Raw genomic sequence first — 15,827 nt, forward strand, 5'->3', positions numbered from 1 at the left:
CATGCTGGCAGAGATCATAACCATTGGCGACGAGATACTGATAGGACAAATAGTAGATACCAACTCGGCATGGATGGCTCAAAAGTTGAATGAAGAGGGCATCAGGATTAAACAGATCTCATCCGTATCTGACGATAAACAACATATACTAAAGGCACTTGCCGAAGCCGCGCAGCGTGCCGATATTATATTAATAACCGGTGGCCTTGGCCCTACAAAAGATGATATCACCAAACTTACAATAGCTGAGTATTTTGGCGTCGGCCTTGTTTTAAATAATGAAGCCCTGCAGAATGTAGAGAACATATTTAAAAGATACAACCGCCCCTTGCTTGAGGTTAACCGCAAACAGGCCGAGGTTCCCGCTAATTGCGAGGTTATACTCAATAATAACGGTACAGCTCCCGGCATGTGGTTTAATGTTGCCGGTAAAATATATGTATCGATGCCGGGTGTGCCCTTCGAAATGAAGAACATGATGGAGGACGCAGTAATACCTAAATTGAAGCAAACGTTAAAGCTGCCTGTTATTATTCATAAAACCATTCTAACGGTGGGCGAGGGGGAATCTTTCCTGGCCGAGAAGATCGCTGATATAGAGAACGACCTGCCGCCAAACATAAAATTGGCCTACCTGCCCAAAATGGGCCAGGTGCGCCTGAGGTTAAGCGCCTATGGCGGCGATGAAACATCTTTACAAGATAAATTAGAACAATTTGCCGGCCGGATAATTGAGCGCGTTGGAGCCAACGTAGTTGCCGGTGAAGACATACCGCTTGAAAAAGTTATACTAAACTATATGGCCCAACGAGAGTTCACCTTATCTGTTGCCGAGAGCTGCACCGGTGGTTATGTATCACATTTACTAACCCAGCACGAGGGATCATCGCAAGTGTTTTTGGGTGGTGCGGTTACTTATTCTAACGACCTAAAAGAAAATATTTTGGGAGTAAAAAACGAAACGCTTTACCAGTTTGGGGCAGTAAGTGAACAAACTGCTACAGAAATGGCGGAGGGCGCTTTACGACAGTTTAAGTCGGATTTTTCGGTAGCGATAACCGGTATTGCAGGGCCGGGTGGGGGTAGCGAAGACAAGCCCGTAGGTACCGTATGGATAGCAGTTGCAAAAGCCGGAAAAACGGTGGCAAAGAAATTCACATTTGGAAATAAGCGTTTACAAAACATTGAAAGAAGCGCTGTAGGGGCATTATTTATGTTGAATACTTTAATGAAAGAAAGTTAGCAGTACCATTATATTTGCCTACTTTTGACAAGAGAACTATCGTTTTTAGTATGGCCAAATACCAATTATTACTGCCAAAAATGGGTGAGAGCGTTGCTGAAGCAACGATAATTAAATGGACTAAAAAACCAGGTGATTATATAGAAGCAGATGAGGCAGTTATGGAAATTGCTACTGATAAAGTAGATTCCGAAGTTCCGTCGCCTGTTTCAGGAAAATTAGTTGAACAACTTTATAAGGAGGATGAGGTAGTACAGGTAGGTTCTGTAATTGCCGTTATAGAAACGGAAGAAGCAGACGCTAATAACATACCGCCACCTATTCCTCAGTCCCAACCTCAGGCTACATCAAAGCCGGCACCGGCACCTGCACCCGCTGCAGACCAGGCATCTCAATTTACAGCACAGCCAGCCGAACAGCCGGTTGTTGAAGAACCTGCGCAGATCGCGGAAATCCCCGGCATTAACCAAATAGAACAAAGGGAAACAACCACTGCAGATGCGGTAACTTATAGTAATCGATTTTATTCTCCGCTGGTAAAAAGTATTGCCAGCCAGGAAGGTATTGGCAATAATGAACTTGACCAGATACCGGGTACCGGCGCCGAAGGCCGTTTAACAAAAGACGACCTGTTGGCGTACATCCAAAAACGCGGTTCACGCGTTTCTGCACCGCAACAGGGATATGCTGCTGAACAATCACAACAAGCTGTTGCAGCTACACAACCTGTAAATAACACACCGCAGCCGCAAACCGAAGCGCCTAAAGCAACGTTGCCGCAACCTGAGACCGTACAGACACCGGCAACAGAACCGCAGGCCGGAGCAAAAGCCGCCCCTCAACCCGCTGCAACATCAGTATCCGGTGGGCATGAGCTAATTGAAATGGACCGCATGCGTAAGCTTATAGCCGAGCATATGGTTTACAGTAAGCAAACTTCGCCGCACGTTACCTCTTTTGTTGAGGCCGATGTTACCGAACTTGTGCTGTGGCGCGAAAAAATTAAAAATTCATTTGAAAAGCGCGAAGGCGAAAAAATAACATTCACCCCTATATTTATTGAGGCAGTTGTAAAAGCCATTAAAGATTTCCCGATGATAAACGTATCTGTAAACGGTACGCAAATTATCAAGAAAAAGGATATTAACATAAGTATGGCAACTGCCTTACCAAGTGGTAACCTAATTGTACCGGTTATTAAAAAAGCCGATGAGTTGAGCCTGTTAGGTATTACTAAGGCTGTTAACGATTTGGCAAACCGTGCCCGCGGCAATAAATTACAGCCCGATGATGTGCGCGATGGTACGTTCACTATTACGAATGTTGGCTCGTTTGGTAATGTAATGGGTACGCCTATTATTAACCAGCCGCAGGTAGCAATTTTAGCTGTAGGCGCTATTAAAAAGAAACCGGCCGTTATAGAAACCCCAAAGGGCGATGCAATAGCTATAAGGCACATGATGTTCCTGTCGTTATCTTACGACCATCGTGTGGTTGATGGCGCCTTGGGAGGCTCGTTTGTGAGCAGGGTAGCCCATTACCTGGAAAACTGGGATACTAACAGGAGTTTATAGTTCAAGTAATATATAGTTAATTTAATTTGTGAGTTTCTACAAAAACAAAGGCTTCTGTTACGGAAGCCTTTTGTTGTTTGCAGTTATGTTGTAACAGTTCTTATTTGCAAGGTTTCTTCCTTTTTATCAAAATCGCGCGTAAGCATTTCATAAATTAATTTTAGCCATATTACCAGGCACGGCAGCGCCATTAACGCATACGGGATAAAGTAATTTTTTCTCAGGTACGCGGGCATCAGATCAGACGCGGAGAAGCTGGTGCCTACTAAAGCGAATATGATCAAAAAACGTTCGTAACCGGTAATTGGCCTGCCCAGGTTTACATACCAGATACCCACTCCAATAAACGCTATAATATAGGTTGGCGGTTCGGAACTGGTGCTGAATATAATGGTGAAAATCAACACAGAGGCCAGCAGAAGTAATTGATACTTAATATTGTGCCAATATTTTATTCTTAACATTGATGCGCCAAAAACCAACACAGCGGGGATCAATATAAGTGTATTTGACAAATTCCTAATTGAAAAGATCTTTGCGATCATACCCATTACGCTTACATTTCCCCTGGTGGAGGTTAGGTTTGCCGCGTTTTTAGCTAACAGGTCGGGGTACCAATCGCGGTAAGTTTGGATGATATAGGCCGGTGATGATACCAGCATAGGCAATACAAACAACACCGCCGACCAAAAAATAAGGCTTACAATAAACTTGAGCTTATTATCTGAAAAGAAAAAGAAGGCCAATCCAACCACACCGTACAGTTTAATTGCGGTACCTAAAATGATCATCAATGCGGCCCAGAAATCTTGTTGCTTCCTGATGAAAATAAAGCTGAATATGACCAGCGCCACAATAAGGGGGTTAACCTGCACATTGCCCGATGACCCCATTAAACTATTTACATTCAGTAACAGTATAACCAACTTTTGCGAATTGTTTAAAGGCAGTTTAACTATGGCATAATATAAGATAAAGGCGAGGAACATAGTCCAGAGCACAACACCTATTTGATTTGGCAAAACCGCGAAGGGTGCAATTACTAACCCGAATACGGGACCATAGTGATTAAGGTCGAAATAGTACTGCGGCTCGGGCCCAAAAAGTTTTTGCTGATGTATAAGGTTAAGGAAGTTATGCTTATAAATAATATAATTGTTATGCGTGGTTAGCTTGTTTTCGGGATGCGCTATGATATCCTTCATAACGGCAAAAAGGCTCAAGCCAAACCAAAGTGTAAGTATAAATCTTTTATCAAACAGGATGCTTTTTAGCTTTTGCATAACAGGGTTTTAAATTTTGCAATGATACGTAATGGCTGGTATAAACAGAAATGGAGATATACCGTAAATAAAAAAGAGATTGCCCGGCATTACCGGTTCAATCTCTTTAATTAAAAGTGCGCAAAGTATTATTATGCCTCTGCCGCCTGTAGTTTCTCTGCGGCTAAAGCCACGCCAGTCAGTTGGTCGGCGAATGCCACGAAGGCTTTTGTATCTGCTATGCGCTGTTGGTTATCTATTAGTTTTTGCAAATTGATTTTGCCTATTACAAATTTGTAACTGCCCGAGTAAAAACGCTCGTGGATATGCTCAAATTCTAAAGAATCAACCAAAGCCTCATCTTCGTAACGCAGGTAAATATTTACTTCTACGTTATTGGTAAACCGCAGGTTATTAACCCCCTTGGCCTTTTTGTATTCGTATTGATAGTCGTAACGTAAAGCGGCAATATCCGACAATACGGCCGAGCCGGTAGGGTGGCCACCCGCACCTTTGCCAAAAAAGAACTGCTGATCGGCAAAGGCTGCCTGTACGGTAACGCCGTTATATTCATACTCTACGTTGTATAAAAACTCGGTTTCGTTTACAAACTTGGGTAGAACAAAAAGCGTTACATGCCTGTCATCAAGTTCTTTTGCAACAGGTACCAATTTAATTTTCAAATTTTTCTCGCGGGCATATTGGAGATCGTTAGGCGCAAGATTTTGAATGCCAATGTTCAGCACCTCCTTTGGGTCAATAACTACACCGTAAGCATGCGCTGCTGCTATAATTAGTTTAAACTTAGCATCATACCCGCCTACATCCATGGTTGGGTCGGTTTCGGCGAAGCCAAGATCCTGGGCTTGTTTAAGTGCGCTATCGTAATCAAGGCCCTCCAAAAATCCTTTAGAAAGAATGTAGTTTGATGAACCGTTAAAAATACCGCTGATGGAATGAAGTAATTCGTTGTCATAATACTCTTCGAGGTTACGGATAATCGGGATACTACCGCAAACCGCGCCTTCATACAATAACGAAGTGCCATGTATCTGCTGAAGCTCTATCAATTCATCCAGGTACGTTGCAATCATTTTTTTACTGGCCGATACCACATTTTTGCCGCTGCTTAACGCGCGCGATACTATTTCAAAAGCGGCTTCGGTATCATTTATCAGTTCAACTACGGTATTAATTTCAGGGTTGTTCAGGATCTCGTCCCGGTCGGTAGTAAATAGCTCTTTCGGTAACGACCGTTCTTTCTCTGGATTTTTGATAGCTATTTTTACTATCTCTAAGTTTAGGTTCTTTGTTTTGATGATATCGTACAATCCCTGGCCCACTACTCCAAATCCGAAGAGGCCAATATTAAGTTTCTTGCTCATTAAGCTATTTTTTGTAGTTCTATTATTTTTCCTTTTACATCGGTTTTAAAAAACGATGTGATAATATTTGTCAGATCTTCTGTTTCTATTAAGAAGCCATCATGACCATAAAACGACTCCAGTTCGGCAAATGCCGATTTTGGTATATGCCTGAACAGGTATTGCTGCTCCTCGATAGGGAACAATACGTCAGATTTTATGCCGATAACCAGGGTGCGTGCTTTTATCAAGCTCAACGCCTTGTCTACACCATGCCTGCCACGGCCCACGTTGTGTGAATCCATCGCTTTTGAAAGATACCAGTAGCTGTAAGCGTTAAAACGGTTAACCAGTTTTTCGCCCTGGTAACCCTGGTAGGTGGATGCTTTAAAATTATCAGTAACGGCATCGCTATCTTCCTGCTGTGTAATGCCGTAAGTTTTGTACGTGCGGTAGGATAGGAGCGCTATACTGCGTGCTGCCTTTAAACCTTTGCTGCCACCATCAGGCGTACCGGCGTAAAAAGTTCGGTCGGCGGTTATCGCCAAACGCTGCGACTCATTAAAGGCGATACCCCAGGGCGAATGGTTGGCGTTGGTAGCTATCAGGATCAGGTTTTTGATGCGTTCCGGCTCTATGATGCTCCATTCAAGTGCTTGCTGACCGCCTAACGATCCACCTAATAATATCTCTATATTACCGACACCTAAATGGTCTGCCAGTAAAGTATGTGCTTTTACAATATCGCGGATGGTAAACTCCGGAAAAGCCAGGTAATAAGGCTGGCCCGTAGCAGGGTTTATACTTAGCGGATTCACTGTACCATACGGTGAACCCAATACATTGCCACAAACAATAAAATGCTCGTCGGGATTAAAATGATCTTCCGCGCCAAAAAGACCTTTCCACCAGTCAAAAACATCAGAATTTGCAGTGAGGGCATGGCATACCCACACTACATTATCCCGATTTTTATTAAGGCTTCCATAGGTGTTAAAGCCAATTGTAAGTCCCTGCAATTTTTTGCCGGATTCCAGTTCGAACGTGCCGGTATAGGTAAAACTTTGTGTGCTCATTTGTTACTCTTCGTTATTTTGGGGACGGCAGGCTAAAACAACCGCCCCCTCATAACATCACTTAAAAACTAAAAAAACTAAAAAACTCTTATGCCAATTCCAGCCGGCCAATCTTAGCGAAGGCCTGTTCAAAATCAGCTTTAATATCATCTATATGCTCAATACCAACAGATACACGCAGCACGCCCGGCAATACCCCGGCAGAGATCTGTTCGATGTCTGACAGTTGCTGATGCGTAGTAGCTGATGGTTGTATAATTAACGTTTTGGCATCGCCTACGTTGGCTAAATGGCTTACCAGTTGAAGGTTGTCTATAAGGTTGTTTGCCAATTGTTTATCACCTTTTATTTTGAATGATAACACCGCGCCAAAACCATTCTTTAAATATTTTTTTGCGAGGGAATGGTAAGCCGATGATTCAAGCCCCGGATAATTTACCGATTCTACCTGCGGGTGCTTTTCCAGCCATTTGGCCAGCTCAAGCGCGTTATCTACATGGCGTTGCACCCGTAGCGAAAGTGTTTCCAGCCCCTGTATATTTAACCAGGAATTGAATGGTGATTGCGAAGGGCCGAAATCCCGTAACCCTTCAACCCGTGCACGGATGATAAAGTTGATGTTCCCAAATGGGCCGTTCACACCAAATACATCGTTAAATATTAAACCATGATAACCTTCGCTTGGCTCTGTAAACTGCGGGAATTTACCATTACCCCAATCGTAGGTACCACCATCTATTATAGCACCGCCAATGCTGGTGCCATGGCCATTGATCCATTTGGTAGTAGATTCAACCACTATGTGCGCGCCATGTTGTAACGGGCGGAAAAGGTAGCCGCCTGCTGCGAAAGTGTTATCAACAAATAACGGCAGATCGTGCTTTTTAGCTAACGCAGCAAGCTTTTCAAAGTCGGGGATGTTGAAACCCGGGTTCCCAATGGTTTCGGTATATATGGCCTTCGTTTTATCGTCGATGTGTTTTTCGATGTTCTCAGCAGTATCGTCCTCGGCAAAACGCACCTCAATACCCAAGCGCTTAAAGGCTACTTTGAATTGGTTGTAAGTACCGCCGTACAAAAAAGGAGAGGTAACAAAGTTATCGCCTGCCTGTAAGATATTGTTTAAAGCGATGAACTGCGCAGCCTGGCCCGATGAAGTTGCCAAAGCTGCAATACCACCTTCAAGAGCAGCTATGCGCTTTTCAAAAACATCGGTAGTAGGGTTCATTAACCGGGTGTATATATTACCGAACTCTTTTAAGGCAAACAAATTAGCGCCATGCTCAGCACTGTTAAAAACGTATGAGGTAGTTTGGAATAATGGCACAGCACGCGCGCCTGTGGTTGCATCAACTTCCTGGCCGGCATGCAGTTGCAGTGTTTCGAATTTTAAGTTAGACATATTCTGTAGATTAAGGATATTTAATTAGAAAGATTTAAGGGTTACGACAGGATAGAACTATCCTATTCAGCAGATCACGTATTTTTCAGGAAACAGAAAAGGGGACGTGTTACCGAATCAACAGCAGCAGCAACACATGCAAATACAGCCATGAGATTGGTTGTATACTAAAGAGGTAGCCGTTTGGGCCTGCAAGGTGTTTTGTTGTACGTAAGTTAAACTTTTCATGATTAAAAATTTATATCCCCCGGTTAACTATTCTCCGGGACAGGAATTGGCACCTTCTACACCTTGTAGGGTTGCCAGCGGTTCTCTGAGCCTGATCTCTCGCCGCTTCTTTATAAACCAAAATCCGTGTGAGGGAAAATTGATCGTGTGGTATCGCTACCAAATAATGTTTCAAATATAGGGCAAAGGATATTTACAATCCAAATTAAATTTTTAATAAATTATAATATTGACGTAAAACACCGGTATTTTTTAATTTATTTCTTACCGCATCGCCTGCTCCATATCGGCGATCAGATCATCAATATGCTCTAATCCAACAGATACCCTTAATAGGTTAAAAGGTGTCTTTGTATCCGGACCTTCCACACTGGCGCGGTGTTCTATCAAACTTTCTACGCCGCCAAGGCTGGTGGCCTGTGTAAATACTTTAAGCGAATTAATTACCTTTTTAGCCTGCGCCTCGCCGCCTTTTAAGGTGAACGACATCATGGCGCCCGGTAAATTCATTTGGTCTTTAACAGTATCATATTGCGGGTGCGATGGTAGCCCGGGATACATTACCTGTTCAACAGCCGGGTGTTGTTCTAAAAACGCGGCCAGCAATTGGGCATTGTTTACATGCCCTTTAACACGGTAAGGCAGGGTTTTAATACTGCGCACCAGGTAGTAACAATCCATAGGAGAGGGCACTGCACCGCCCATGGTTTGCACATTGCGGATCTTTTCCCACCAGTCATTCTTTTCAGCGGTAATTAATGCCCCACCCATCAGATCGCTGTGGCCGCCAAAGTATTTGGTAGAGGAATGCATCACCAGGTCGGCACCCAAAGCTATTGGGTTTTGGCAAATGGGTGTGGCAAAAGTATTATCGCAAACCACTTTTATGTTATGCTTGCGGCCTGTTGCAACTACCTTCTTTATATCGGTGATTTTTAAAAGCGGGTTAGATGGCGTTTCTATCCAGATAATGCCTGTGTTTGGTTTGATATGAGCCTGTAAAACCTCGCTATCATTCACATCAATAAAGTCAAACTCCAATATCCCTGCAAAAAGTTGCTTTAGTTGATTGCGCAGGCCGTGATACATATCATCAGGCGCTATAATATGCGTGCCTGGTTCTAATGATTGAAATACAGACATGCCCGCGGCGTTGCCTGATGAAAATGCGGCAGCTTCGGTGCCGCCTTCTAATTTCGCTAAAACCTGCTCTAACGAAGTACGGTTTGGGTTGGCCGAACGGCTGTATTGATAGCCAGATGAAAACCCGCCATCTTCATCCCGTTTAAACGTAGTTGCCATAACAATAGGTTGTACAACAGCTTTAGATGAGGCATCGGTATGGTTACCGGCATGTATGGCAATGGTTTCAATTTTCATATCAGAAGTGTAAGCCGCCAAGTTAAGTAAGAATTATTTATAATTTATTTTCAATTTAAAATGGTGCGAAATTTAAGCTTTTGACGTAGTGTAACACCACTGTCATACTTGAGTGTTTAAACACTTAATATAATTATACTGTCGTTTTAAACTTGTTGCATTTTGCTACATTTGCTCAAATATTTTTCTAAATGGAAGTATCAGATAATTTGCTGGTATTGCTGAGCAACCCTCAGCTTTTACCGGAACTAAAAGACATTGCTGAGAAGGTACTCCATAACCAGCGCATCACATTTGATGAAGGCGTTCTGCTTTATGAAAAGGCCGAACTGGGCTACCTGGGAGTACTTGCCAATTACATACGCGAACAAAAACACGGTGATAAAACTTACTTCAACCGTAATTTTCATATAGAGCCAACCAACCTTTGCGTTTACGATTGTAAATTCTGTTCTTATTCCCGGTTGATAAAACAGCGTGCCGACGGTTGGGAGTACACTATGGACGAGATGCTGGACATTGTAAAAAAATACGACGACCAACCCGTTACCGAAGTGCATATTGTAGGTGGCGTATTGCCGCAATATGATGTACCATTTTATGCCGAATTGTTTAGCCGCATTAAGGCCCACAGGCCCGATCTGCATGTTAAGGCGCTAACACCAGTTGAGTATCATTACATCTTTAAAAAAGCGAAGATGGATTACGCTACAGGGATGAAGCTGATGAAGGAAGCCGGTCTGGAATCGATGCCGGGTGGGGGAGCGGAGATCTTTCATCCCGAAATTCGTGAGCAGATAGCTAAAGACAAATGTACGGGCGAACAGTGGCTGGCTATACACGAGGAATGGCATAAACTGGGTATGCGTTCAAATGCCACCATGCTTTATGGCCATATAGAAAAATACCATCACCGGGTTGATCATATGGAGCAATTGCGCCAGTTGCAGGATAAAACGGGCGGCTTCCAAACGTTTATTCCCCTAAAGTTCCGTAACCAGGATAACCAGATGAGCAACGTGCCCGAATCAACTGTGGTTGAGGATCTGCGTAACTATGCCATTGCACGGATCTACCTGGATAATTTTGACCACGTTAAAGCCTACTGGGCCATGATAAGCCGTACCACCGCGCAATTATCCCTAAACTTTGGGGTAGATGATATTGACGGTACACTTGATGATACAACTAAAATTTATTCGATGGCGGGTGCCGAGGAGCAAAAACCGGCCATGAGCACCAAAGAACTGGTTGAATTGATTAAAAATGCAGGCCGTTACCCAATAGAGCGCGATACGCTTTATAATGTGGTAACTGATTACAACGACTACCAGTTTGCAGAAGCAGAAAAACCGCGCTTTTATAAACTGCCGGTTATTAATTAGTTCACTGGTCTAATGGTTCATTAGTTTATTAGTAAGCAAATTTGAACCGTTTGACACCAATGAACAAATGAACTACTGAACAAATGAACGAAGTACAAAAGACATTATACATAGTACGCCACGGCCAAACGGATTTAAACAAACAAGGAATTGTGCAGGGCCGCGGCCGCGATACAGACCTTAACGACGAGGGTCGAAACCAGGCCAACCTGTTTTACCGGGCTTATAAAGATGTACCTTTCGATAAGATCTACATATCTAAATTAAAGCGCACGCAGCAAAGCATCCAGCAGTTTATTGACCTTGGCATCCCATACGAAAAACTGGAAGGGCTTGATGAGCTTGCCTGGGGAATACACGAGGGCCAGCCTGCAACGCCCGAAACTAAAGCCGCGTTTTTAGACCTGATGCGCAACTGGTTAGATGGTAACCTCGATGCCAAATTTGAAGGCGGTGAAAGCCCTAACGAAGTGGAGGAACGCCAGCGCCAGGCAATGGACATCATTATGAGCCATCCGGAAGAAAAAACGGTATTGATTTGTATGCATGGCCGCGCGCTGCGTTTGCTGATGTGTATCTTAACAGAGCAGCCGCTTACCCAAATGGACACATTTCCGCACCAAAACCTTGTACTTTATAAAGTAACTTACAATGGTAGCAAGTTTGAAATTGTTGAAGCCAACAATGCCAAACATTTAAAAAACGCATAGAGAGAACGATAAGTGAATAAGATTAGAATTTCTGCTGTTAGCTATACTAACACCAAACCCTTTTTATACGGCCTGCAAAATTCGGCCATTATAGATAAGATAGACCTGAGTTTAGACATACCATCAGACTGCGCCCAAAAACTGATAGACGACAGGGCCGATATAGGTTTAATACCTGTAGCCGCAACTTTAAGCCTGCCCAAATGGGAGATAGTATCTAACTATTGCATTGGCGCGGTTGGCGCGGTAAACTCGGTATTTATTTTTAGTAATTGCGAGATACATCATGTAAAACGCGTACAACTGGACCCTGAATCGCGTAGCTCAAACAACCTTGCTAAGGTTCTGCTGAAAAACTTTTGGAAAATAAAACCCGAATTAATTACGGACGCTTTAGATTACTCCGCTTCGCAAGATGAATATACGGCCTTCGTACAAATTGGCGACCGCACATTCGGCAAAAAAGACCAATACAAATACGTTTACGATTTATCTGAAGAGTGGCAAAAATTTACACGCTTGCCGTTTGTATTTGCCGCCTGGATAGCTAACAAACCCATTGCAGAAGATTTTATTAAAGAATTTAACCAGGCGCTGCGCCATGGCCTTGCCCACAGGCACGAGCTTTTGAAAACCCTGCCCCAACGCGCAGATTTTGACCTGGAGGATTACCTGATGCACAAACTTGATTTTGAGTTGACCGAGGATAAGAAAAAAGCGCTTTACCTGTTTTTAGATTATATAAAGGCTTTATAAATTTTTATTCTTTTAAAACCATATTGTTTAACCAACGCTTTAATCTACAATATGGAAATACAAAAACTTAAAGGGCAGGTAGCACTTGTAACAGGTGCCGATAGCGGTATTGGTAAAGGCGTGGCATTGGCAATTGCAAAGGCCGGTGCTAAGGTTTTGGTAAATTACGTGCATAACCAGGAAGCAGCCAACGAGGTTGTTGCAGAGATAGCAGACACGGGGGGAGAAGCCTTTGCCTACAAGGCCGATGTAAGTAAAGAAGACGAAGTGCAAGCCATGTTTGCAGCCGTTGTAGAAAAATACGGCGCGTTGGATATACTTGTAAACAACGCCGGACTACAAAAGGATGCCAAATTTGTAGATATGACCCTGGATGAATGGAATACTGTCATCAATATAAACCTTACCGGGCAATTCCTTTGCTCGCGCGAGGCTGCCAAAATGTTTATAAAGAGGGGACCGGTTGATGGTGTTAGCCGTGCAGCAGGTAAGATCATCTGCATGAGCAGCGTACACGAAATTATTCCATGGGCAGGGCATGTAAACTACGCGGCAAGTAAAGGCGGCATTAATATGTTTATGAAAAGCATAGCGCAGGAACTTGCCCCGCATAAGATTCGGGTAGTTGGTATTGCACCAGGTGCCATTCAAACCCCTATAAATAAAGCGGCCTGGGATACTCCGGAAGCTTTAGACAAACTTTTAACACTTATACCTTACAATCGTATAGGCCAGGCTGATGATATTGGAAAATTAGCGGTTTTCTTAGCGTCTGACGATGCGGATTATATAACAGGCACAACAATTTTTTCTGACGGCGGCATGTCTCTGTATCCTGGTTTTGCCGATAACGGGTAGATAAACTCTTAATATTATTGAGGGAATTGTCATTTTACCGTCACAAACATGGGGGTTGATTACATAAAATTAACTTAGTGTACTTTTTACAATAAGTACATTCAAATTTTATTGACATATTGTTAAAAGTACACTAAGTAAACGCATGATTTTTTAAATTTTAATTATTTACACATGTATTTTATTAAATATTCATAATAATAATCCAAAATTTTGGATATTATCAATGCTGGCGTACATTTGTTACATAAAATTAAAACAAAAGGTCATGAAAAAATTATTTATATCTACCGCTGTCGCAGCATTGTTTTCAGTAAATGTTTTTGCTGCTAACACCATAACAAGATCAGAAGATGGTTCTGATGCCGTATCATACGCTGTAACTACAAAATTCAACAGCGACTTTGTACGTGCCGAGAATGTAACCTGGAAAGTAAATTCAAAATTTCAGAAAGCAACTTTCACACTGGATGGTGTAAAAAAATCTGCCTTTTACAACCTTAAAGGCGAATTGATGGGTGTTACTGAGAACGTACAATTCAAAGAACTGCCTGCTAAAGCTAAAAAAGAGATAGCAGCTAAATACGAAGGTTACTTTGCCAACGAAGTTATTAAGTTAGATAACGGCGACAACGGTTTTGATTCAACTGTATATTTTGTTGATCTGAAAAATGATAAGGAAGAAGTTTTGGTAAGAGTTACACCATCTGCCGGTGTTTACTTCTTTCAGCAAGTAAAATAATTCACACCTACATATATCGTAATGAAAGTCATTGGTTTACGCCAATGACTTTTTTGTTTTTTAATTTATTTTAACTTAATAATAAATTTATTTGGATATATAATAATTTTATATATTTGATACAGATAGTTGTACATTCTATATTGATTATTAAACCATTTTTATAATTCAGTTGAATTACCTACTGATCTTAACACACAATTATTAATACAATTATTTTATTATTATGAAAACTGGAAAAGTAAAATGGTTTAACACACAAAAAGGTTACGGGTTTATTATTACCGATGATGGTAAAGACCTGTTTGTGCACTTTAAGGATGTGCAAGGTGGTGTAAATGCAATTAAAGATAACGACAACGTTGAGTACGAAGAAGAAGAAGGACGTAAAGGATTACAGGCAGTAAACGTTAAAAAAGTTTAATTACCTGCCCCTAATATATACAGCCCCTGTTTAACAAGCAGGGGTTTTTTTATGCATTTTATTTGTTTTTTGCCCGCATTTTATACCTTAGCCAATCTATTATTACAACCCTGATTTATGACCGACACCGCCTCAACAAAAGTATCCCGCAATGTTATCTTCCTGGTGCTTGTAGCCTCGTTAGGCTATTTTGTGGATATTTATGATCTTTTAATATTCACCATTGTGCGCAAGGCAAGCCTGCATGATATTGGTGTTGCCGATACGGATATGCTTTCTCAGGGGCAATTTATCATCAACGTGCAAATGTTTGGTTTGCTGCTCGGTGGGTTATTATGGGGTGTAATAGGTGATAAAATGGGTCGGATAAAGGTGTTATTCGGGTCGATATTGTTGTACTCAGTAGCCAACTTCGCTAATGCGTTTGTTACTGATGTTAACACTTATGCCATCATTCGCTTCATCGCAGGTATAGGCCTTGCCGGTGAGCTTGGCGCCGGTATTACATTAGTTACCGAAACTCTAAGTAAAGAGAAGCGCGGTTACGGGACAATGATAGTTGCAGTAATAGGTCTATTTGGTGCGGCTGCGGCTTATGCAGTCGCGAAACACGGCTGGCAACACGCTTACATGGTTGGCGGCGGTTTGGGTATAGTTTTGCTATTGCTGCGCGTGGGCACATTTGAATCTGGCATGTTCAAAAGCGTTCAGGACAGCGAGGTGTCTAAAGGAAACTTTTTTATTCTGTTCACCAGTGCCGAACGCTTTAAAAAATACTTGTACTGTATATTAATTGGCGCACCGCTGTGGTACGTGGTGGGGGTGCTGGTTACCCTTTCTCCGGAGTTTGGGAAGGCTTTAGGAGCCGCGGAGCCTTTAAGCGCAGGCGAGGGTGTATTTTACACCTACATTGGTATAGCTATCGGTGATATTTTTGCCGGTTTGCTGGCGCAAGTTACTAAATCGCGGAAGTTGACAATGGCGGTATTTTTGACCTTATCGGTAGTGAGCGCGTTTGTTTACTTAGGTTCAAAAGGCATTACTCATGATAAATTCGTGTGGACTTGTTTTGCGATGGGTTGCACCGTTGGCTACTGGGCAACATTTGTTACCATTGCAGCCGAGCAATTTGGTACCAATATTCGTTCAACGGTTACTACCACAGTGCCAAACTTTGTGCGTGGCTCGCTAATCCCCATTAATATGGCTTTTAATGCTTTTGTAGTTCATTATGGCATGGTTACCAGCGGATATATTATGATGGTAATACTTACCGTCATTTCATTATTCTCGCTTAGCCAGCTAAAAGAAACCTTTGGCAAGGACCTTAACTACATAGAAGAAGAGGCAGGAATCAGTTAAAACTATATACTGATTTACTGAAGGATAGATTTAGTATTGAAATTTGATAGGCCACACCGAT

14 protein-coding genes and 1 riboswitch are annotated in these 15,827 nt (G+C 42.4%); of the genes, 9 read left to right on the forward strand and 5 right to left on the reverse strand.

The genetic code is table 11. From position 1 onward, the window contains the following. Position 1: 1 nt before the first annotated feature. Entirely contained in the window at positions 2 to 1,243 is a 1,242-nt protein-coding gene (locus tag ACFQZI_RS08555; RefSeq protein ID WP_377141127.1) for a competence/damage-inducible protein A, read from the forward strand. A 50-nt stretch (positions 1,244 to 1,293) separates the two neighbouring features. Then, entirely contained in the window at positions 1,294 to 2,817 is a 1,524-nt protein-coding gene (locus ACFQZI_RS08560) for a 2-oxo acid dehydrogenase subunit E2 (protein ID WP_377141130.1), read from the forward strand. Between the two features lie 83 nt (positions 2,818 to 2,900). Here the strand turns inward: ACFQZI_RS08560 and ACFQZI_RS08565 are convergent, their stop codons facing one another. From ACFQZI_RS08565 to ACFQZI_RS08585, 5 genes are all read right to left on the reverse strand, one after another. Further along, complete coding sequence (locus tag ACFQZI_RS08565; RefSeq protein ID WP_377141132.1) at positions 2,901 to 4,100, reverse strand: glycosyltransferase family 87 protein; 1,200 nt, start codon at positions 4,098 to 4,100, stop codon at positions 2,901 to 2,903. 131 nt (positions 4,101 to 4,231) lie between these two features. Next, positions 4,232 to 5,464, reverse strand: coding sequence for a homoserine dehydrogenase (locus ACFQZI_RS08570; RefSeq protein WP_377141135.1), 1,233 nt, complete (start codon positions 5,462 to 5,464; stop codon positions 4,232 to 4,234). Then, a complete protein-coding gene (locus ACFQZI_RS08575) occupies positions 5,464 to 6,519 on the reverse strand; it encodes a homoserine O-acetyltransferase family protein (RefSeq protein ID WP_377141138.1) in 1,056 nt (351 codons plus the stop codon). Before ACFQZI_RS08575 ends, ACFQZI_RS08570 begins: the two co-directional genes overlap by 1 nt. An 88-nt stretch (positions 6,520 to 6,607) precedes the next feature. Continuing rightward, complete coding sequence (locus tag ACFQZI_RS08580) at positions 6,608 to 7,921, reverse strand: O-acetylhomoserine aminocarboxypropyltransferase/cysteine synthase family protein (protein ID WP_377141142.1); 1,314 nt, start codon at positions 7,919 to 7,921, stop codon at positions 6,608 to 6,610. A gap of 235 nt (positions 7,922 to 8,156) precedes the next feature. Beyond that, a riboswitch (SAM riboswitch) is annotated at positions 8,157 to 8,268 on the reverse strand. Between the two features lie 145 nt (positions 8,269 to 8,413). Beyond that, complete coding sequence (locus ACFQZI_RS08585) at positions 8,414 to 9,529, reverse strand: trans-sulfuration enzyme family protein (RefSeq protein ID WP_377141145.1); 1,116 nt, start codon at positions 9,527 to 9,529, stop codon at positions 8,414 to 8,416. Between the two features lie 191 nt (positions 9,530 to 9,720). Between ACFQZI_RS08585 and mqnE the strand changes: the two genes are divergently transcribed. The 7 genes from mqnE to ACFQZI_RS08620 all read left to right on the forward strand — a co-directional run bounded on the left by mqnE (position 9,721) and on the right by ACFQZI_RS08620 (position 15,766). Next, positions 9,721 to 10,914: an aminofutalosine synthase MqnE gene (gene mqnE, locus ACFQZI_RS08590; RefSeq protein WP_377141148.1), complete on the forward strand. Its 1,194-nt coding sequence runs from the start codon at positions 9,721 to 9,723 to the stop codon at positions 10,912 to 10,914. An 83-nt stretch (positions 10,915 to 10,997) separates the two neighbouring features. Next, positions 10,998 to 11,624: a histidine phosphatase family protein gene (locus ACFQZI_RS08595; protein WP_377141151.1), complete on the forward strand. Its 627-nt coding sequence runs from the start codon at positions 10,998 to 11,000 to the stop codon at positions 11,622 to 11,624. Between the two features lie 12 nt (positions 11,625 to 11,636). Continuing rightward, complete coding sequence (locus ACFQZI_RS08600) at positions 11,637 to 12,380, forward strand: menaquinone biosynthetic enzyme MqnA/MqnD family protein (protein WP_377141154.1); 744 nt, start codon at positions 11,637 to 11,639, stop codon at positions 12,378 to 12,380. 51 nt (positions 12,381 to 12,431) lie between these two features. Next, positions 12,432 to 13,238 carry an SDR family oxidoreductase gene (locus tag ACFQZI_RS08605; RefSeq protein ID WP_377141157.1) on the forward strand — a complete coding sequence of 269 codons (807 nt, stop codon included), beginning with the start codon at positions 12,432 to 12,434 and terminating at the stop codon, positions 13,236 to 13,238. Between the two features lie 268 nt (positions 13,239 to 13,506). Further along, positions 13,507 to 13,980, forward strand: a complete 474-nt coding sequence (locus tag ACFQZI_RS08610; RefSeq protein WP_377141159.1) for a hypothetical protein — start codon at positions 13,507 to 13,509, stop codon at positions 13,978 to 13,980. Positions 13,981 to 14,206: 226 nt separating this feature from the next. Further along, positions 14,207 to 14,404: a cold-shock protein gene (locus ACFQZI_RS08615; RefSeq protein ID WP_067061679.1), complete on the forward strand. Its 198-nt coding sequence runs from the start codon at positions 14,207 to 14,209 to the stop codon at positions 14,402 to 14,404. Between the two features lie 117 nt (positions 14,405 to 14,521). Then, positions 14,522 to 15,766 (forward strand): MFS transporter, encoded by a 1,245-nt coding sequence (locus tag ACFQZI_RS08620; protein ID WP_377141163.1) that lies wholly within the window; start codon positions 14,522 to 14,524, stop codon positions 15,764 to 15,766. Positions 15,767 to 15,827: the final 61 nt, after the last annotated feature.

The sequence above is a fragment of the Mucilaginibacter lutimaris genome, assembly GCF_042676625.1.
Classification (GTDB): domain Bacteria; phylum Bacteroidota; class Bacteroidia; order Sphingobacteriales; family Sphingobacteriaceae; genus Mucilaginibacter; species Mucilaginibacter lutimaris.